We start from the raw sequence: 19,572 nt of genomic DNA, 5'->3' as shown, positions 1-19,572 counted from the left end.
GACTGGTCGGGCACTGAGCGTCACCCCGCCAGGCAGGAGGGGCCGAGGAGGGCCTTGAGGTCGCCGAAGAGGGCGGGGTCGGAGGTGACCCGGTGGCGGTCGAGGCGGAGCACGGTGGTCTTGGTGGAGCCGAGCAGCTTGACCCGCACCTCGGTGTTGCCGGGGTGGCTGGCCAGGACCTCGCCGAGGCGGGCGACGATCGGCGGGGTGACCTTGACGGTGGGGATGGTGATGACGACCGGCTGGTCGGTGCCGTAGTCGGTGAGGTCGGGGACCATCAGTTCCATGGCGACGAGGCGGGGCACGTCCTCGCGCTTGTCCAGGCGGCCCTTGACGAAGACCACCGCGTCCTCGGTGAGCTGGGTGGAGACCAGCTGGTAGGAGGCGGGGAAGAACATCGCGTCGATGGAGCCGGCGAGGTCCTCGATGGTGGCGATGGCCCAGGCGTTGCCCTGCTTGGTCATCTTGCGCTGGAGGCCGGAGATGATGCCGCCGATGGTGACCACGGCGCCGTCCGGGCGTTCCTCGCCGAGCTGGGCGATGGCGCAGTCGGCCTTGTCGGCGAGCAGGTGCTCCAGGCCCTGGAGCGGGTGGTCGGAGACGTATAGGCCGAGCATCTCGCGCTCGTTGGCGAGCAGGAAGGACTTCTCCCACTCGTCGGGGGAGAACTCCACGTCCAGGCCGAAGGCGGGGGTGTCCTCCTCCTGGACGTCGCCGCCGAACAGGTCGAACTGCCCCTCGGCCTCCTTGCGCTTGACGCCCACCACGTTGTCGATCATCGGCTCGTACCGCTCGACCAGGCCCTTGCGGGTGTGGCCGAGGGAGTCGTAGGCGCCGGCCTTGATCAGCGACTCGATGGTGCGCTTGTTGCAGACGACGGCCTCGACCTTGTCCAGGAAGTCGGGGAAGGAGGCGTACTTCCCCTTGGACTTCCGGGTGCGGATGATCGAGTCGACGACGTTGGCGCCGACGTTGCGCACGGCGGTCAGGCCGAAGCGGATCTGGGTGTCACCCTGCGGGGTGAAGTCGGCGTCGGACTCGTTGACGTCCGGCGGGAGGACCTGGATGCCCATGCGGCGGCACTCGTTGAGGTAGAGCGCCATCTTGTCCTTGTCGTCCTTGACCGAGGTGAGCAGCGCCGCCATGTACTCGGCCGGGTAGTTGGCCTTGAGGTAGGCGGTCCAGTAGGACACCAGGCCGTAGGCGGCGGAGTGGGCCTTGTTGAAGGCGTAGCCGGCGAAGGGCACGAGGACGTCCCAGACGGCCTGGATCGCCTCGTCGGAGTAGCCGCGCTCGCGGCAGCCGTCCCGGAAGGGGATGAACTCCTTGTCCAGGATCTCCTTCTTCTTCTTGCCCATGGCGCGGCGCAGCAGGTCGGCCTGGCCGAGGGTGTAGCCGGCGAGGATCTGGGCGGCGCGCTGCACCTGCTCCTGGTAGACGATCAGGCCGTAGGTGGGCTCCAGCACCTCCCGGAGCGGTTCTTCCAGCTCCGGGTGGATGGGGGTGATCTCCTGCTGGCCGTTCTTGCGCAGCGCGTAGTTGGTGTGCGAGTTCACGCCCATCGGGCCGGGGCGGTACAGGGCGCCGACCGCGGAGATGTCCTCGAAGTTGTCGGGCTTCATCAGGCGCAGCAGGGAGCGCATGGGGCCGCCGTCGAACTGGAAGACGCCGAGGGTGTCGCCGCGGGAGAGCAGTTCGTAGGTGGCCGGGTCGTCGAGGGTCAGGTCCATCAGGACGACCTTCTTGCCCTTGTTCTTCTCGATGTTCTTGAGGGCGTCGTCCATGATGGTCAGGTTGCGCAGGCCCAGGAAGTCCATCTTCAGCAGGCCGAGCGACTCGCAGGTCGGGTAGTCGAACTGCGTGATGACGACGCCGTCGGTGTGGCGCACCCAGACCGGGATGTGGTCGGTGATGGTCTCCGCGGACATGATGACGCCGGCGGCGTGCACGCCCATCTGGCGGACCAGGCCCTCGAGGCCGCGGGCGGTGTCGATGACCTTCTTGACGTCCGGCTCGTTCTCGTAGAGCCCGCGGACCTCGCCGGCCTCGTTGTAGCGGGGGTGCTCCGGGTCGGTGATGCCGGACAGCGGGATGCCCTTGCCCATGACGTCCGGCGGCATCGCCTTGGTGATCTTGTCGCCCATGGCGTAGGGGTAGCCGAGGACGCGGCCGGCGTCCTTGATGGCGTTCTTGGCCTTGATCCGGCCGTAGGTGGCGATCTGGGCGACCTTGTCGGAGCCCCACTTCTCGGTGACGTAGCGGATCACGTCGCCGCGCCGGCGCTCGTCGAAGTCGATGTCGATGTCGGGCATGGAGACGCGCTCGGGGTTGAGGAACCGCTCGAAGATCAGCCCGTGCTGGAGCGGGTCGAGGTCGGTGATGCCCATGGCGTAGGCGACCAGGGAGCCGGCGGCGGAGCCCCGGCCGGGGCCGACGGCGATGCCGTTGTTCTTGGCCCACATGATGAAGTCCGCGACGACGAGGAAGTACGAGGGGAACCCCATCTGGACGATGATGTCCATCTCGTACTCGACCTGCTTGCGGTGGGCCTCGTCGATCCCGTCCGGGTAGCGCCGCTCCATGCCGCGCCAGACCTCGGCGCGGAAGAGGGACTCCTCGGTCTCGCCCTCGGGCACCGGGAACCGCGGCATGAGGTTCTTGAACTCGAACATGCCGGTGGTGTCGACGCGCTCGGCGATCACCAGGGTGTTGCGGCAGCCCTCCTGCCAGGCGTCGGAGGAGTCGATGGCGCGCATCTCGTCGGCGGACTTCAGGTAGTAGCCGGAGCCGTCGAACTTGAAGCGGTCGGGCGTGTCGAGGGTCTTGCCGGTCTGCACGCACAGCAGGACGTCGTGCGCGGTGGCCTCTTCGGCGTACGTGTAGTGGCTGTCGTTGGTGACCACCGGGGGGATCTTGAGCTTCCTGGCGATCTCCAGCAGGCCGTCGCGGACCCGGCGCTCGATCTCGATGCCGTGGTCCATCAGCTCCAGGAAGTAGTTGTCCTTGCCGAAGATGTCCTGGTACTCGGCGGCGGACTTCAGCGCCTCGTCGAACTGGCCGAGGCGCAGCCGGGTCTGCACGACGCCGGAGGGGCAGCCGGTGGTGGCCATCAGGCCGGCCGCGTGCTCGGCGATGATCTCCTGGTCCATCCGGGGCCACTTGACCAGCCAGCCCTCCGCGTAGGAGCGGGAGGAGAGCTTGAACAGGTTGTGCAGGCCCTCCTTGTTGCGGGCCCAGATGGTCTTGTGGGTGTAGGCGCCGGAGCCGGAGACGTCGTCGCGCTTCTGCGCGGGGGTGCCCCACAGGATGCGCTTCTTGTTGGTGCGGGACTCCGGGGCGACGTACGCCTCGATGCCGATGATCGGGGTGATGCCGGCCTTGGTGGCCTGGGTGTAGAAGTCGTGCGCGCCGTGCAGGTTGCCGTGGTCGGTCATGGCCACCGCGGGCATCCCCAGCCGGTCCGCCTCCTTGAACATGTCCTTGAGCCGGGCGGCGCCGTCCAGCAGCGAGTACTCGGTGTGGACGTGGAGGTGGACGAAGGGGTCGGACACCTGGGGCCTTTCGAGCGGCGGCGGTACGGGACGGCGGCGGTCGGGTCGCGGCGGTCGCGGGGCCGGGGAGGGCCGCGACGGGGCCCGACGGCCCTGCCCGGAAGCGGGCGGGGAGGGCCTGTCCGAGACTACCGCGACGGACGGGTCGCGGGTGCCGGCCGGGGGCGTCGGGTCGCGTCGGGTCGGGTGGGCGAACACCGGGGGAACGTTCCCGGAAGGCTCGGCGAACGCGGGCGGCGGGCGGGTGCCGGAACCGTCCGGCGGCAGGCAGGCTGGGAGGGCGTGCGCCGCCGCGTGCCGTGGCGGCGGGCGGTGGACAGCGCCCCGGTTCCGGCGGTCCGGCCGCGGCGGCGTACGGTGCACTGGCGGCGTGGCCGCGTGGCGGTTGGACCATCTCGATATCTCTCGATATCTCTCGATACCTCGCGATATGGAGCCCAAGGGATGAGCACGAGTGCGGTGACGGGTTCGGGGCGGCTGGCGGCCGGGGACGAGGAGCGCGGCGCCACCATCCTGGAGGTGTTCGACTCCGCCTTCCGCGCGCTGCTGGACGCCGACCCGGCCGCGTTCCGCGGGAAGTTCCGGAAGATGGCGGCGTCGCCGTTCGCCTTCTACCGGGGCTCGGCCTGCCTGTTCTACGCGGACCTCGACGCTGTCGGCGGCGACGGCCGCGGCGGGGTGGGCGCGGAGTTCCTGGACGAGCGCACCAGCCGGGTGTGGATCCACGGTGACCTGCACGCGGAGAACTTCGGCAGCTACATGGACTCCCGCGGCCGGCTGGTGTTCAACGTCAACGACTTCGACGAGGCGTACGTCGGCCCCTACCTGTGGGACGTGCTGCGCCTGGTGGCCAGCCTGGCGCTGCTCGGCCACGCCAAGGCGCTGAGCGACGCGGTGATCACCGAGCTGGTCCGCTCCTGCGCCGGCTCCTACCGGCGGCGGATCGCCGAGCTGGCCGGGGACGGGGCGGGCGGCACGGCCGCGGAGCGCGCCGGCCGGCTGACCCTGGACACCGCCACCGGACCGCTGCTCCAGGTGCTCCAGCGGGCCCGCTCACGGACCCGGATCGGGCTGCTGGACTCGCAGACCACGGTGGAGGACTACGAGCGGCACTTCACGCTGGGCGGCGGGGCGTTCCGGCTGGACGACGCGACCCGGCAGGAGGTGCTGGCGGCGCTGGAGTCGTACCACGAGACGCTGCCGCGGGCGACCCGGGCGCGGCCGGAGAGCTACCGGATCAAGGACGTCTGCGGCCGGCGCGGCGTGGGGATCGGCAGCGCCGGCCTGCCGTCGTACAACATCCTGCTGGAGGGGCACAGCGAGGCCCTGGAGAACGACGTCATCATCTACCTCAAGCAGGGGCAGACCCCGGCGGTGAGCCGCTTCGTGACCGACCAGCGGGTGCGGGAGTACTTCGCGCACGAGGGCCACCGCACGGTGGTCTCGCAGCGCGCGCTGCAGGCGCACGCCGACCCGTGGCTGGGCTGGACGACGATCGGCGGGGTCGGCCAGCTGGTCGCCGAGGTCTCCCCGTACGCGGTGGACCTGGACTGGGACGAGATCAACGAGCCGGCCGAGATCCGGTCGGTCGTGGAGTACCTGGGCGCCGCCGCCGCCGCGATGCACGCGGTGGCCGACGACGAGTCGGGGCACTCGCTGGTGCCGTTCTCCACCGAGGAGGCGATCCACCAGGCGGTCTCCCGCGACCCGGAGGGCTTCGACGCGCTGCTGGTGGACTTCGCGCACGGCTACGGCGCCCGGACCCGGGCCGACCACCGGCTGTTCGTGGACCTGTTCCGCAACGGGCGGATCGCCGGGCTCTGAGCGGGATTCCGGGCGGCGCCCGCGCCGGGCGCCGCCCCTGAGCGCCCCCGTCCGGGGCCGGCCGCTCCCCTAGGGGAGGGGTGGCCGCCGGGCGGGGGCGAAAACCGTCCGCAAGACGCATGCGCCGGGCGCCGCGCAGTCGTTAGCGTCACCGCGTGACTGACATTCCGACAGCGCCGCAGCCCCCCGCCGGATCCGAGCCCGCCGCCCCCGGCGAGGCCGGCGGGATCACCGTTCCGCCGCCCGGCCGGGCGTTCGCCAGGGCGGCCGCGGCGGCCGGCACGACCATGCCGCCCCCGCCGCCCGGCGCCCTGGGCGGCGCCCCGGCGCCCGCCCCCGCCACCACCGCCCTCGCCCCGGCCTTCCTGCACGGCGTGGCCTCCGGTGACCCGCTGCCGGACGGCGTCCTGCTGTGGACCCGGGTCACCCCCCATCCGGGCGCCGGGCCCGGATCCGGTCTGGGCGGCGAGGTGGAGGTGAGCTGGGAGGTGGCCGCCGCCCCGGACTTCTCCTCCGTCCTGGTCAGCGGCTCCACGGTGACCGGGCCGGCCCGCGACCACACCGTCAAGGCGGACGTCCGGGGGCTGTCCCCGGCCACCGACTACTGGTACCGGTTCCGCTGCGGCCAGGTGGTCTCGGCGGCCGGCCGCACCCGCACCGCCCCGGCCCACGACGCGGAGGTCACCCGGATGCGCTTCGGGGTCGTCTCCTGCGCCAACTGGGAGGCCGGCTACTTCAGCGCCTACCGGCACCTGGCCGCGCGGGGCGACCTGGACGCCGTGCTGCACCTCGGCGACTACCTGTACGAGTACGGCACCGGCGAGTACGCGGCGCGCGGCCGGGTGGTGCGGGTCCACGAGCCCGCGCACGAGATCGTCACGCTGGCCGACTACCGGGCCCGGCACGCCCAGTACAAGACCGACCCGGACCTGCGGGCGCTGCACGCCGCGCTGCCGATCGTCGCCATCTGGGACGACCACGAGTTCGCCGACAACGCGTGGGCCGGCGGGGCGGTCAACCACCAGCCGGACACCGAGGGCGACTGGACGGACCGGGTGGCCGCCGCCCAGCAGGCGTACTTCGAGTGGATGCCGGTCCGCCAGTCCGACGCCGGGGAGGTCTACCGGCGGCTGCGGTTCGGCCGCCTGGTCGACCTGTCCCTGCTGGACCTGCGGTCGTACCGCTCCGCCCCGGGCGACCAGGGCGGCCGGGCCGGGGTGGACGACCCGCACCGCACGCTCACCGGGCGCGCCCAGATGGAGTGGCTGAAGAGCGGGCTCGCCGAGTCCGACGCGGCCTGGCACCTGGTCGGCAACTCGGTGATGATCTCCCCGGTGGCGTTCCTGAAGCTCCCGGCCTACCTGCTGCGCCCGCTCGCCGAGCTGCTGGGCCTGCCCAAGGAGGGGCTGGCGGTCAACACCGACCAGTGGGACGGCTACACGGCCGACCGGCGGGAGCTCCTGGAGCACCTGCGGCGGAACCGGATCGGCAACACGGTCTTCCTCACCGGCGACATCCACTCGGCGTGGGCGAGCGACGTGCCGGGCGAGGCGGCGACCTACTCCACCTCGGGCAGCCTGGCCACGGAGTTCGTGGTCACCTCGGTGACCTCGGACAACATCGACGACATGCTGAAGGTGCCGCCGCGGACGGTCTCCTCGCTGGCCGCCCGGATCATCCGCACGGCCAACCCGCACGTGAAGTGGGTGGACCTGGACTCGCACGGCTTCGGCGTGCTGGACGTGCGGGCGGAGCGGGCCCAGATGGACTACTACGCCCTGGACGACCGCACCCGGCCGGACTCCGGCGCCCAGTGGCTGCGCTCCTACGCGGTGGACACCGGCAGCCAGCGGGTGCGTCGGGCGGACGCCCCGGTGCGCTGATCGGGCGGCGCCCGGCCGGCGGCACCCGCCGCCGGCCGCCCGCGCCCCGATCGGCCGGCCACGCCGTTCGAACACTTATATCGGGCGAATGGGTATTTACCTATCCAGCACCGCTCATTCATGGTCAGGAAACACCGCTCCGCCACAGTCGGAGCATGACCACGGATCCCATGCCCCGCGCCCTTCCCCCCGCCGCCGGCGGCGTCCACGCCTCCCCCGGCGCCGGACACCACTGGCGGCGTGACGCCGTCGAGCTGGCCGCCATGTTCACCGCCGTGCTGCTGGCCGACCTGGTGGCCAAGCTCGTGATCCGCGGCTCCGGCGGGCCGATGCTGCTGCTCGGAGCCGTCGCCGCGCTGCTCGGCAGCAGCGCCCTCCACGTGTGGTGGGCGCACCGGCGCCGCCGCGTCAGCACCCACTCCCCGCCGCGCACCGCCGCCCGGGCGGCCGGGCGGGCCGCCGGCCGCCGCACCGGCGCGGACCCGGCCACGCGGGGCGCCGGCACCGGGAAGGCGCCGGCGGCGACCGAGTGCGCCAGTTGTGCGCGGTCGCTGGGCGGCGGGCGCGTCGCGCCGTGAGACGGCTCACGCCACCGGCCGTTCGCCCCGGAACCGGCCCCCCGTCACCCCCCGGTGGCCACCCCCATCCCGTACGGTGGACCGGGCGCCGAACCGGAACGACTCCGGCGGCCACCGACTGGGCAGACGCCTGAGGGGTGCCCGGGCGCCCCACGTCCCCAGCCGCCACCGAAGGGAGCCTCGACCGTGGATCCGTGGACGGTACTGCGTCCCGCCGCCGTTCTGGTGGGTGCCCTACTGCTCACCGCCGTGGTCGGCTTCCTGGTCGACCGACTGCTCGGCCAGGTGGCCCGCCGTCACCCGGACGCCGTGGTCTGGCCGCAGCTGCGGCGCTGCCGTCCCCCGCTGCAGGCCTTCGCCGCCACCGCGCTGCTGCTGGCCTGGGAACCACTGGCCCGGCTCGGCGACCCGCCGCGCGGCGCGGTGCGGCACGTGCTGCTGCTGCTGACCATCGGACTCGGCGCCTGGCTGGCCGCGCGGGTCGCCACGGCCGTGGAGGACGCCGCCTACCACCGCTTCCAGCTCGCCAACACCGACAGCTACAAGGTGCGCCGGGTGCGCACCCAGGTGGCGGTGATCCGCCGGGTCACGGTGGCGGCCATCATCGTGATCGCCGTCGCGGCCATGATGATGACCTTCCCGGCCGCCCGCACCATCGGCACCTCGCTGCTGGCCTCGGCCGGCATCATCGGCCTGGTCGCCGGTGTCGCGGCGCAGTCCACCCTGGGCAACCTCTTCGCCGGGCTGCAGATCGCCTTCAGCGACATGGTCCGCATCGGCGACGTCGTCGTGGTCGACGGCGAGTGGGGCAACGTCGAGGAACTGAGCCTGACCAACCTGGTGGTGCGCACCTGGGACCAGCGGCGGATCGTGATGCCGGTGTCCTACTTCACCAGCAAGCCGTTCGAGAACTGGTCGCGCACCGACCCCAACATGACCGGAACGGTGATCTTCCACCTCGACCACTCGGCGCCCATCGCCGAGATGCGCGAGGAGCTGTTCCGGATCGTCAAGGAGTCCCCGCACTGGGACGGCGAGGCCTGGGGGCTGGTCGTGGTGGACACCACCCCGTCCACCATCGTGGTGCGCGCCCTGATGACCGCCGCCGACGCGGACGCCATCTGGACGCTCCGCTGCGACGTGCGGGAGCGGCTGCTCACCTTCCTCACCCGCGAGCACCCCTACGCCCTGCCGCGGCTCCAGCTGTCCGGCCACCCGAGCGGTCCGTCCGTCCCGCTGCCCGCGCAGGCCACCGGCTCCACCGCCGAGGCCGCCGCGGGGGCCGAGGGCGGGGCCGGCGACGGCGCGGACTCCGGGGACGGCGCGGCGGACGCGGAGCGGCCGAGCCAGGCGGAGATGGCCGCGCAGTTCGCCCGGGTGTCCGCGCTGGCCTCCTTCGCCAAGCCGAACGACCGGGACGGCGACGGCCGCCGGCGGCGCTGACCGCGCCCCCTCCACCCCCCAGCCCGTCCGCCCCCGCGCCGCCGGCCGCGCCGCGGGGGCGGAGTCCTCACGCGGAGGGCTCGGCGCCGTCCAGCCGCTTGCTCATGGAGCGGTGCGGTATGCCCGCCTCCAGGTACTCCGGCCCCCGCGCGGTGTAGCCGAGGCGCTCGTAGAAGCCGAGGGCCTGCACCTGGGCGTGCAGGTCGACCCGGACCAGGCCGCGGCGGCGGGCCTCCGCCTCGACGGCCCGCACCAGGGCCGCGCCCAGTCCGGTGCCCCGGGCCCGCCGCAGCACCGCGAGCCGGCCCAGCACGGCGCCGTCCTCCGTCCCGCCCTGGGCGACGGCGTCCGCGCCGGTGAGCATCCGCACCGTGCCCACCGCGCCCCCGGCGTCGTGGGCGACGAAGTGGGCGCAGCGCGCGTCGTACTCGTCCCACTCCTCCTCGGCCGGCACCCGCTGCTCCTCGACGAAGACCTCCTCCCGCACCCGGAAGGCCCCGTCGCGCTGGGGGTCGTCGGTGGGTCGGACGTCGGCGAGCGGGGTGCTGGTCATGACGGGGCTCCACGGGGCGGTGGCGCGGGGCGGGGGCGGCCCGCCCGCGGGCGCGGCGGGGGGATGGGTGCAGGGTGGGGGCGGCGGGCGGTGCGGCGGTCAGCTCTCGGCGGCCACCCGGTCCAGGGCCCGGGCCAGGTCGTCCGGGTAGGGGCTGTCGAACTCGACCCAGGTGCCCTCGGCGGGGTGCTCGAAGCCGAGGTGGACGGCGTGCAGCCACTGCCGGGAGACGCCGAGCCGGCGCGCCAGCACCGGGTCGGCCCCGTAGGTGAGGTCGCCGACGCACGGGTGGCGCAGCGAGGCCATGTGCACCCGGATCTGGTGGGTGCGGCCGGTCTCCAGCTTGATGTCCAGCAGGCTCGCCGCGCGGAACGCCTCCACCGCGTCGTAGTGGGTGACGCTGGGCTTGCCGGCGGCGGTCACCGCCCACTTGTAGTCGTGGCTGGGGTGGCGCCCGATGGGGGCGTCGACGGTGCCGTGCAGCGGGTCGGGGTGCCCCTGGACGAGCGCGTGGTACCGCTTGTCCACGGTGCGCTCGCGGAACTGCTGCTTGAGCACCGAGTAGGCCAGTTCCGACTTGGCGACCGCCATCAGGCCGGAGGTGCCCACGTCCAGGCGGTGCACCACGCCCTGCCGCTCGGCGGCGCCGGAGGTGGAGATGCGGTAGCCGGCGGCGGCCAGACCGCCCACGACGGTGGGCCCGGTCCAGCCCGGGCTGGGGTGGGCGGCCACCCCGATCGGCTTGTCCACGACCACGACGTGGTCGTCGTCGTACACGATCCGCATGCCCTCGACCGGCTCGGCGACCACCCGGACGGGCTCGGCGGGGGCCGGCATCTCGACCTCCAGCCAGGCGCCGCCGGTCACCCGGTCCGACTTCGCCGCTGCGGCGCCGTCGATCCGGACCATGCCGCCGGCGACGAGCTCGGCCGCCTTCGTGCGGGAGAAGCCGAACATGCGGGCGAGGGCGGCGTCGAGACGCTCGCCCTCCAGGCCGTCCGGAACGGGCAGGGAACGGGTCTGCGGAACGGTACTCACCCGTCCGAGTATGCCCTGCCGGGCCGGCTCCGAGGGCCGCCGCCCCCGCCCCGCCCCGGTTCCCGGTCAGTCCTTGGCGGTGGTTCCGTCGGGCGCGCTGCCGCGGAACGAGAGCAGCACGATCAGGATGCCGCCGCACACGATCGCCGAGTCGGCGATGTTGAAGACCGCGAAGTTGGTGGGGGCGATGAAGTCCACGACGTGCCCCTGGAACAGGCCCGGGGAGCGGAAGACCCGGTCGGTGAGGTTGCCGAGCGCGCCGCCGAGCAGCAGCCCCAGGCCCACCGCCCACGGCGTGCTGTACAGCTTCCTCGCCAGCCGGATGATCACCACCAGGACGACCGTCGCGACCAGCGTGAAGAAGACGGTGTACGCCTCGCCGATGCCGAAGGCCGCGCCCGGGTTGCGCAGCGCCTGGAAGCGCAGCAGGCCGGGGATCACCTCGATCGGCTCCCGCCCCTCCAGGCTGCGCACCACCCAGGTCTTGGTGGCCAGGTCGAACAGGTAGACCACGGCGGCGAGCACACCGAGCACCAGCAGGCGGCGGCGCCGGCCCGCGGGATCCGCCACGGGCCCGGCCTCGGCCTCCGGCTCGCTCCCGTCCCCGGTGTCGTCTCCCGCCTCGGCCGGCGGCTCGGCGTCGCGCGCGCCGGCCCCGAGGGCGGACGCGCCGGCCGGGGCCGGCACGGTGGCACGGGGGCGCTCCTGCCCCTCGGCGCCGGCCGCGCCCTCGCCCGAGGTCGGGGCCGTCGCGGCGGACTCGTCCGCTTCGGTACTGATGGTCGTCTCCCTCGTCCGACGGTGCCGTACCGCACAGGCTCGCGGCTGCACGGGCTCGCAGGGAAGCCTACGGCACCGGTGGATTCCTCCCCAGGGCACGCGGGTGCCCCGGGGGGACGGTCCAGGGCGGGGCTCAGCGGCGCTCCGCCGCCTGCTTGCAGGCCACGCACCAGGTGGCCCGCGGGAACGCCTGGACCCGGGCCTTGCCGATCGGCTGGCCGCAGTTCTCGCACTGGCCGAACGTTCCCGCACCGAGCCGGGCCAGCGCCTCCTCGGTCTGCAGCAGGCGCTCGCGCAGGCCGTTGGCGAGCGACATGGCGTGCTCGCGCTCGATGTTCTTGGTGCCGGTGTCGACCTCGTCGTCGCCCGCGCCCCCGCCGAAGTCGCCGATCAGGCCGTCGATCTCGGCGTCCGCCGAGGCGATCTCCCCGGTCAGCCGTTCCCGGTCGGCCTCCAGCTCCGCGCGGACCTCGGCCACCTCCTCCGCCGTCCACGGCTCCTCGCCGCTCCGCACCGGCAGCGTCTCGGGGCCGACGGGGGCGGCGGCGGGGACGGGGACGTCCAGGGTCCCGGTGCCGCTCGCCGCGTCCTGCGCCCTCGTGGTCCTCGTGGTCTCCGCCATCGCTCCGATCCCTTCTCCCGGTCGACGCCCGGGGGTGCGGCGAAGTGGTCGCGGGCGACCGCCCCGGTCCCTCCGGTCGGGTCCCGACCGTCCGGATTGAGGGCAATCGCCCGGTGAAGGTGTGCCCAGTTCGTCACGCGGTAATCACCGGCCGCCCACGGGCGCCCCGGAGGACCTCCCCCGGCCGCCGGGGCCGGGCCGGGTCGGCGCCGGGGACATCGGGCGCGGCGGGCCGGTCGGCGCCCGTACACTAGCCGGCAGACACAAGGCGAGGATGGGGACGAGTACCGGCGGTCCAGCGGCCGCCAGCGACCCGGGGGCGGTGGGAGCCCGGGGGTGCGCGCGTCGGGAAGATCACCCCGGAGCCGTCGGAGGAAAGGCCGCGCGAGCGCGGCCGAGTAGAACCGGCAGTGTCGGCGAATGAGGGGGCCGCCGCCCGGCGGCGGCCAAGGAGGGTGGTACCGCGGGCCGCGACCGGCTCGTCCCTCCGCCGGATACGTACGCCCGTCCGCCGGAGGAAGTGCCAGCATGTCGACCGCGCCACCACCCGAGCGCCCGCTCTACAACCCGGTTCCCGCCCAGGTTGACCTCCCGGCCCTGGAACACCAGGTGCTGGACTTCTGGGCCGACAACAAGGTGTTCGAGCGCTCGCTCCAGCAGTCCGAGGGCCGCCCCGAGTGGGTCTACTACGAGGGCCCGCCCACGGCCAACGGCCGCCCGGGCACCCACCACGTCGAGGCCCGGGTCTTCAAGGACGTCTTCCCGCGCTACCGCACGATGAAGGGCTACCACGTCGCCCGCAAGGCCGGCTGGGACTGCCACGGCCTGCCCGTGGAGCTGGCGGTCGAGAAGGAGCTGGGCTTCTCCGGCAAGCAGGACATCGAGGCGTACGGCGTCGCCGAGTTCAACGCCCGGTGCCGCGAGTCGGTGCTGCGCCACGTGGACGCCTTCGAGCAGCTCACCCGTCGGATGGGCTTCTGGACGGACCTCGGCCAGGCGTACCGCACCATGGACCCGGAGTACATCGAGTCCGTCTGGTGGTCGCTGAAGCAGATCTTCGACAAGGGCCTGCTGGTGCAGGACCACCGGGTCGCGCCGTACTGCCCGCGCTGCGGCACCGGGCTGTCCGACCACGAGCTGGCCCAGGGCTACGAGACCGTGGTGGACCCGTCGGTCTTCGTGCGGTTCCCGCTCACCTCGGGACCGCTGGCCGGGAACGCGGCGCTGCTGGTGTGGACCACCACGCCGTGGACGCTGGTGTCGAACACGGCGGTCGCCGTGCACCCGGAGGAGGCCTACGCGGTCGCCACCGACGGCACGGAGCGGCTGGTCGTCGCGGAGAAGTTGATCGGCAAGGCGCTGGGCGAGGGCTGGACGCCCACCGGCGAGCGCTTCACCGGGCGCGAGCTGGAGCGCTGGGGCTACCAGCGCCCCTTCGAGCTGGTGTCCTTCCCGGAGGGCGCCCCCACCAACTTCGTGGTGGTGGACGAGTACGTCACGACCGAGGACGGCTCCGGCCTGGTGCACCAGTCCCCCGCGTTCGGCGAGGACGACATGCGGGTGTGCCGGCGGTACGGCATGCCGGTGGTCAACCCGGTGCGCTCCGACGGCACCTTCGCCGAGGACCTGCCGCTGGTGGGCGGCATGTTCTTCAAGAAGGCCGACGAGCCGCTGGTGGCCGACCTGGAGCGGCGCGACCTGCTGTTCAAGCACGTGCCGTACGAGCACAACTACCCGCACTGCTGGCGCTGCCACACCGTGCTGATCTACTACGCGCAGCCGTCCTGGTACATCCGCACCACGGTGGTCAAGGACGCGCTGCTGCGGGAGAACGAGAACACCAACTGGTACCCGGAGACGGTCAAGCACGGCCGCTACGGCGAGTGGCTGCGCAACAACATCGACTGGGCGCTGTCCCGCAACCGCTACTGGGGCACCCCGCTGCCCATCTGGGCCTGCCCGGAGGGCCACCTGACCTGCGTCGGCTCCCGGGCGGAGCTCGGTGAGCTGGCCGGCCGCGACCTGAGCGACCTGGATCCGCACCGGCCGTACATCGACGACGTCACCTTCGCCTGCCCCGGGGAGCCGGACTGCGGGCTTCAGGCCCGCCGGGTGCCGGAGGTGATCGACGCCTGGTACGACTCCGGCTCGATGCCGTTCGCGCAGTGGGGCTACCCGTATCGCAACCGGGAGGTGTTCGAGCGCACCTACCCGGCGCAGTTCATCTCCGAGGCGATCGACCAGACCCGCGGCTGGTTCTACACGCTGATGGCCGTGGGCACGCTGGTCTTCGACCGGTCGTCGTACGAGAACGTGGTCTGCCTGGGCCTGATCCTGGCCGAGGACGGCCGGAAGATGTCCAAGCACCTGGGCAACATCATCGAGCCGATCCCGCTGATGGACCGGCACGGCGCGGACGCGCTGCGCTGGTTCATGGCGGCCTCCGGCTCGCCGTGGTCGGCCCGGCGGGTCGGTGACGGCACCATCCAGGAGGTGGTGCGCAAGACGCTGCTCACCTACTGGAACACCGTCGCCTTCCAGGCGCTGTACGCCCGCACCGCCGGCTGGGCGCCGTCGGCCGCCGACCCGGCGCCGGCCGAGCGGCCGGTGCTGGACCGCTGGCTGCTGTCCGAGCTGCACACGCTGGCGCGGGACGTGGACGCGGCGCTGGAGCGGTTCGACACCCACGCCGCCGGACGGCTGCTGTCGGCGTTCGTCGACGACCTGTCCAACTGGTACGTGCGCCGCTCCCGGCGGCGGTTCTGGCAGGGCGAGCCGGCCGCGCTGGCGACCCTGCACGAGGTGCTGGAGACGGTCACCCGGCTGATGGCCCCGCTGGTGCCGTTCATCACCGAGCGGGTCTGGCAGGACCTGGTGCGCCCGGTGGACCCGCAGGCGCCGGAGTCGGTGCACCTGGCGTCCTGGCCGGTCGCCGACGAGGCGCTGATCGACCCGGCCCTGAGCGAGCAGATGGCGCTGGTGCGACGGCTGGTGGAGCTGGGCCGGGCCACCCGCGCCGACTCCGGGGTGAAGACCCGCCAGCCGCTGTCCCGGGCGCTGATCGCCGCGGCCGGCTGGGAGTCGCTCGGCGAGGAGCTGCGCGCGCAGATCGCCGAGGAGCTCAACGTGGCCGCGCTGGCCTCGCTGGCGGAGGTCGGCGGCTCGCTGGTGGACACCACGGCCAAGGCAAACTTCCGGGCGCTCGGCAAGCGGTTCGGCAAGCGGACGCCGACGGTGGCCTCGGCCATCGCGGCGGCCGACGCGGCAGCGCTGTCCGCGGCGCTGCGGGCCGACGGCAGCGCGACGGTGCTGGTCGAGGGCGAGGAGGTGACGGTCGGCCCGGACGAGGTGATCGTCACCGAGACGCCCCGGGAGGGCTGGGCGGTGGCCGGGGAGTCCGGCGCCACCGTTGCCCTGGACCTGGAGATCACCCCCGAGCTCCGGCTGGCCGGGCTGGCCCGGGACGTCGTCCGGCTGGTCCAGGAGGCGCGCAAGAACAGCGGCCTGGACGTCTCGGACCGGATCGTGCTGCGGTGGGCGGCCGACGCCGACTCCGAGGCCGGCCGGCTGACCGGTCAGGCGGTGGCCGCCCACGGCGGCCTGGTCGCCGAGGAGGTGCTGGCCGTGGAGCTTGCCGAGGGCGCGCCGGCCGACGGCGACGGCTTCGGCGCGCCGGTGGTGGACGAGGGCCTGGCCCTGCGGTTCTGGCTGCGCAAGGCCTGAGGGCCGGCGGGCCGCCTCCGGGCGGCCCGCCAAGCCCGGGCAAGCGCGTGGGGGCGGTCCCTCCCCGGGGAGGGACCGCCCCCACGCGTCGGCGCCCCGGGGCGGGCCGGACGCTTGGTCACGGAACCGTTGCACAAAGTCCATCGCGGCGTTGCCGGCTCGCAATGCGAGAGCGGGACACTACTCACACTGGGTGAAGTAGTGCCCCGCTCCTGATGAGGCGCCGACTGACTCGCTCGCAGAAACGTCACTCCACTGGTGGTGGAGGGCACTCCCCGGCCGGTCGCGCCGCTCGTGGGCGGCCACCTGGGGAGACTGCCCGCCGCGACAGGGGGTCGCGGCGGCCGCGCGTCAGTTGTCGGGGTCCTCGTCGATCAGGAAGCCACGCATCGGCGTGGGCGCCTGGAGGGACTGCGGCTGCGGTGCCTGCGGCCGTACCGGTGCCATCGGCTGGGTCATCGACGGCGCGCCCATCTGCTGGTGCTGCCCCGTCGGCCCACCGTGGCCACCGGGGCCGGGGCCCATGCCGGGACCGGCGCCGAAGCCGCCGGGGGCCGACTGACCCATCGAGGAACCGTTCGGTGCTCCGAGTCCCGCGCCGAAGGACGAGCCCAGCGAGGACGGGGGCAGCGAGGGGGCGGCGGAGGCGCGCGGCGGGGCCAGCGAGTCGTCAGCCTGCGACTCCAGCTGCCGCATCTGGCTCTCCAGGTACGACTTCAGCCGCGTGCGGTACTCCCGCTCGAAGCCGCGCAGGTCCTCGACCTTGCGCTCCAGGGTGGCGCGGGCGCTCTCCAGCGACCCCATCGCGACCCGGTGCTTCTCCTGGGCGTCCCGCTCCAGGGCGTCGGCCTTGGCGCGGGCGTCCCGCTCCAGGCCCTCGGCGCGGGTGCGCGCCTCACCGACGATCTTGTTCGCCTCGGAGCGGGCCTCGGCGACCGCCTGGTCGGCGGTCTGCTGGGCCAGCGCCAGGACGCGGGCGGCGCTGTCGCCACCGGGGCCCTGCTGCTGCAGGTGCGGCGGCGGGCCGCCGAACTGCGGGCCGTGACCGGGACCGCCGGGACCGCCCGGACCGGGCAGCTGCGGCGGACCGCCGAGCGGGTGCGCTCCGGGACCACCCGGGCCCGAGGGACCGCCCGGCAGCTGGGGCGGGCCACCCATGGGGTGCTGGGCCTGGGGGTTGGGTCCTGATATGGCCGCCGGAACCGGAGCCTCGGCACGCTGCTGCTGCTGCTCGCGCTCCTTGCGCTGCGCGGCCTGCTGGCTCTGCTGCGCCGCACGGGTGGCCGCGGCCAGCTTGGCGCGCAGGTCCTCGTTCTCCCGCAGCAGCCGGGTCAGTTCCGCTTCGACCTCGTCGAGGAAGGCATCGACCTCATCCTCGTCGTAGCCCTCGCGGAGACGGACGGTCGTGAACTGTTTGTTCCGAACGTCCTCGGGGGTCAACGGCATCTCTTCACCTCAACGTGATCGTCGGCGTATCGACAGACCGTATCGTTCACAGCTGGGCCACCAACGCCCGCAGGATGAGAACGATGATCATCAGAACGAAGAAGGACAGATCGAGCGCCACGCCCCCGAGGCGCAGTGGCGGGATGACCCTCCGCAGCAGCTTCAGCGGAGGATCCGTCACCGTGTACGTGGCCTCCAGCAGCACCACCATGGCCCTGCCTGGCTGGTACGACCGGGCGAACTGGAACACGTAGTCCATCACCAGTCGGAAGATCAGGATCAGGAAGTAGATCCACAGCGCGAAGTCGAGCACCGCGATCACCACGCTCACCGCGCCGTCACTCCCTCTCCCCGACCGTCCTGCCCATGTCCCCGCATCGGTTCCGCCCCTGCCTTCTCGCCTCAGCTCTGGTTGAAGAACCCGCCCTCGGCGATCCGGGCCTTGTCCTCCGCCGTGACATCGACGTTAGCAGGCGACAGAAGGAAGACCTTCTGGGTCACCCGTTCGATGCTCCCGCGCAGGCCGAAGATGAGTCCGGCCGCGAAGTCTACGAGGCGCTTCGCGTCCGTGTCGTCCATCTCCGTGAGGTTCATGATGACCGGGGTGCCCTCGCGGAAGTGCTCCCCAATGGTACGGGCCTCGTTGTACGTCCGGGGGTGGAGCGTCGTGATGCGATAGGAGTCACGTGGGTAGGACTCCCGATCGGGCACAGCCTTTGGCATGATCACCGGAGCGTTCTTCTCTACTCGACGGACGGGGGTGATGGGAGAGACCGTCCCTCCCCGGTCCCGGTACTCCTCGTCGCGGACCTCGCGGACCGAGGGAATCCGGGGGGGCGGAGCGTCCTCGCGGCGGGCCGTCTCGCGCCGGGGGACCTCGGTGACCACGCTGGCCACGCCGTCCGCGTCGTCGTCGTGGCCGTCCCTGAGCTCCCGGGGGCGCTCGGTACGCTCATGACGGTCCGTGCGGTCGACGTCGAACTCGTCGTCGAGGTCCCGGTCGCTGCCGTAGTCGTACTCTTCCGGATCCTCCATGAGGCCGAGGTAGACCGCCATCTTGCGCATTGCGCCGGCCATGCTCCTGTCCTCCCGGTCTACGGTGGATCGGTCCCGCCACCCAGTGCTGTGGTCCTACGATCCACTTCTTGGTGACGTTACCCGAGCGGCTTGCGGACGCCGAGTACCGCGGAGCCGATGCGTACGTGTGTCGCACCCGCCGCCACGGCTTCCTCGAGGTCCGCGCTCATCCCCGCCGAGACCATGTTCGCAGTCGGATGGGCTTCGTGCATGCGGGATGCGATATCCGCAACCCGATCGAAGGCCGCGGCGGCGTTCCCCGCGTAGGGTCCGCGCAGCGGCGCGACGGCCATGACGCCGTCCAGACGCAGTCCCGGAGCCCCGGCGACCGCGTCGGCGAGCGACGGGACGCCGTCCGGATCCACCCCACCCCGCCCCGGATCCGGGTCGAGGTTCACCTGGATCAGACAGCCCAGCTCACGGCCGGGTTGGTCCCGGCCGGCCCGCACCGCGGCGGCGGACAGGGCGTCCACCAGCCGGGAGCGGTCCACGGAGTGGACGTAGCCAGCCCACTCGACCACCTGACGGACCTTGTTGGTCTGCAGTTGGCCGACGAAGTGCCAGGTCAGTTCCAGATCGGAGCAGCTCTCCACCTTCGGCGCGGCCTCCTGCAGGCGGTTCTCGCCGACGTCGGTCACACCGAGGGATGAGAGAATGCGCACATCCCGAGCGGGATGGGTCTTGGTGATGACGACGAGTCGGACGCTGCCCGCCGGGCGGCCGGCGGCCCGCTCGGCCGCCGCGATGCGGGAGCGCACCAGGGCGAGGTTCGCCTCCAGTTCGCGGGCGCGCACCCGAGCGGAGTCTCCCGCTCCGGGCACCGCTGTCTCCTGCACCGTCTCGCCGCCGTTCACCGTGGTGGGAATGGGTACCGGGCGCCAGAGGCGGACATCCCGGTGGATTTCATGATCAGAATATCCGATCGATAAGACGATCCCGTCGACAAATCGGTTGCCACCGGTTCGACGTGTCGCATTTCATCGGAATTGTCCGGTGAATGGGTGAGTGGGGGAACCCGCGCGGAGCACCCGCCCGAGCCGCCCCGCTCCCCGCT

The 19,572-nt window shown here is 72.8% G+C and carries 14 protein-coding genes; 5 read left to right on the top strand and 9 right to left on the bottom strand.

From position 1 onward, the window contains the following. Positions 1–20: 20 nt before the first annotated feature. Positions 21–3,551 carry a DNA polymerase III subunit alpha gene (dnaE, locus tag FHU37_RS20490; RefSeq protein ID WP_179815592.1) on the bottom strand — a complete coding sequence of 1,177 codons (3,531 nt, stop codon included), beginning with the start codon at positions 3,549–3,551 and terminating at the stop codon, positions 21–23. Positions 3,552–3,995: 444 nt separating this feature from the next. On the opposite strand from dnaE, the gene FHU37_RS20485 reads away from it, so the two are divergent. The 4 genes from FHU37_RS20485 to FHU37_RS20470 all read left to right on the top strand — a co-directional run bounded on the left by FHU37_RS20485 (position 3,996) and on the right by FHU37_RS20470 (position 9,279). Then, positions 3,996–5,375: a DUF2252 domain-containing protein gene (locus FHU37_RS20485; protein WP_179815591.1), complete on the top strand. Its 1,380-nt coding sequence runs from the start codon at positions 3,996–3,998 to the stop codon at positions 5,373–5,375. 287 nt (positions 5,376–5,662) lie between these two features. Continuing rightward, on the top strand, positions 5,663–7,258 hold the full coding sequence (locus tag FHU37_RS20480; RefSeq protein WP_179816427.1) for an alkaline phosphatase D family protein: 1,596 nt from the start codon (positions 5,663–5,665) through the stop codon (positions 7,256–7,258). Between the two features lie 155 nt (positions 7,259–7,413). Then, complete coding sequence (locus FHU37_RS20475) at positions 7,414–7,836, top strand: hypothetical protein (RefSeq protein ID WP_179815590.1); 423 nt, start codon at positions 7,414–7,416, stop codon at positions 7,834–7,836. 186 nt (positions 7,837–8,022) lie between these two features. Further along, positions 8,023–9,279, top strand: a complete 1,257-nt coding sequence (locus FHU37_RS20470; RefSeq protein WP_179815589.1) for a mechanosensitive ion channel family protein — start codon at positions 8,023–8,025, stop codon at positions 9,277–9,279. Positions 9,280–9,346: 67 nt separating this feature from the next. Here FHU37_RS20470 and FHU37_RS20465 read toward each other — a convergent pair whose 3' ends face one another. The 4 genes from FHU37_RS20465 to FHU37_RS20450 form a co-directional block, all read right to left on the bottom strand. Next, positions 9,347–9,832, bottom strand: coding sequence for a GNAT family N-acetyltransferase (locus FHU37_RS20465; RefSeq protein WP_179815588.1), 486 nt, complete (start codon positions 9,830–9,832; stop codon positions 9,347–9,349). A gap of 99 nt (positions 9,833–9,931) precedes the next feature. Beyond that, on the bottom strand, positions 9,932–10,870 hold the full coding sequence (locus FHU37_RS20460; RefSeq protein ID WP_179815587.1) for an RluA family pseudouridine synthase: 939 nt from the start codon (positions 10,868–10,870) through the stop codon (positions 9,932–9,934). A 66-nt stretch (positions 10,871–10,936) separates the two neighbouring features. Continuing rightward, entirely contained in the window at positions 10,937–11,650 is a 714-nt protein-coding gene (lspA, locus tag FHU37_RS20455; RefSeq protein ID WP_376774042.1) for a signal peptidase II, read from the bottom strand. 133 nt (positions 11,651–11,783) lie between these two features. Then, complete coding sequence (locus FHU37_RS20450; RefSeq protein WP_179815586.1) at positions 11,784–12,272, bottom strand: TraR/DksA family transcriptional regulator; 489 nt, start codon at positions 12,270–12,272, stop codon at positions 11,784–11,786. Between the two features lie 528 nt (positions 12,273–12,800). Here FHU37_RS20450 and ileS point away from each other — a divergent pair. Beyond that, positions 12,801–15,995: an isoleucine--tRNA ligase gene (ileS, locus tag FHU37_RS20445; protein WP_179815585.1), complete on the top strand. Its 3,195-nt coding sequence runs from the start codon at positions 12,801–12,803 to the stop codon at positions 15,993–15,995. A gap of 351 nt (positions 15,996–16,346) precedes the next feature. Here the strand turns inward: ileS and FHU37_RS20440 are convergent, their stop codons facing one another. The 4 genes from FHU37_RS20440 to FHU37_RS20425 all read right to left on the bottom strand — a co-directional run bounded on the left by FHU37_RS20440 (position 16,347) and on the right by FHU37_RS20425 (position 19,312). Beyond that, a complete protein-coding gene (locus FHU37_RS20440) occupies positions 16,347–17,441 on the bottom strand; it encodes a DivIVA domain-containing protein (protein WP_179815584.1) in 1,095 nt (364 codons plus the stop codon). Between the two features lie 46 nt (positions 17,442–17,487). After that, entirely contained in the window at positions 17,488–17,772 is a 285-nt protein-coding gene (locus FHU37_RS20435) for a YggT family protein (RefSeq protein ID WP_179815583.1), read from the bottom strand. Positions 17,773–17,843: 71 nt separating this feature from the next. Then, positions 17,844–18,518, bottom strand: coding sequence for a cell division protein SepF (locus FHU37_RS20430; protein WP_179815582.1), 675 nt, complete (start codon positions 18,516–18,518; stop codon positions 17,844–17,846). A 77-nt stretch (positions 18,519–18,595) separates the two neighbouring features. After that, positions 18,596–19,312, bottom strand: a complete 717-nt coding sequence (locus FHU37_RS20425) for a YggS family pyridoxal phosphate-dependent enzyme (protein WP_179816425.1) — start codon at positions 19,310–19,312, stop codon at positions 18,596–18,598. Between the last annotated feature and the right edge of the window lie 260 nt (positions 19,313–19,572).

Source organism: Allostreptomyces psammosilenae, from assembly GCF_013407765.1.
In the GTDB taxonomy this organism is placed as follows: Bacteria; Actinomycetota; Actinomycetes; order Streptomycetales; family Streptomycetaceae; genus Allostreptomyces; species Allostreptomyces psammosilenae.
This window is presented reverse-complemented; position numbering and strand designations above follow the sequence as displayed.

Bases quoted from the DNA above. Each gene is read 5' to 3' on its own strand.
- ileS (WP_179815585.1), top strand. From the start codon at position 12,801: ATGTCGACCGCGCCACCACCCGAGCGCCCGCTCTACAACCCGGTTCCC.
- FHU37_RS20450 (WP_179815586.1), bottom strand. From the start codon at position 12,272: ATGGCGGAGACCACGAGGACCACGAGGGCGCAGGACGCGGCGAGCGGC.
- FHU37_RS20430 (WP_179815582.1), bottom strand. From the start codon at position 18,518: ATGGCCGGCGCAATGCGCAAGATGGCGGTCTACCTCGGCCTCATGGAG.
- FHU37_RS20475 (WP_179815590.1), top strand. From the start codon at position 7,414: ATGACCACGGATCCCATGCCCCGCGCCCTTCCCCCCGCCGCCGGCGGC.
- FHU37_RS20480 (WP_179816427.1), top strand. From the start codon at position 5,663: ATGCCGCCCCCGCCGCCCGGCGCCCTGGGCGGCGCCCCGGCGCCCGCC.
- FHU37_RS20465 (WP_179815588.1), bottom strand. From the start codon at position 9,832: ATGACCAGCACCCCGCTCGCCGACGTCCGACCCACCGACGACCCCCAG.
- FHU37_RS20440 (WP_179815584.1), bottom strand. From the start codon at position 17,441: ATGCCGTTGACCCCCGAGGACGTTCGGAACAAACAGTTCACGACCGTC.
- FHU37_RS20485 (WP_179815591.1), top strand. From the start codon at position 3,996: ATGAGCACGAGTGCGGTGACGGGTTCGGGGCGGCTGGCGGCCGGGGAC.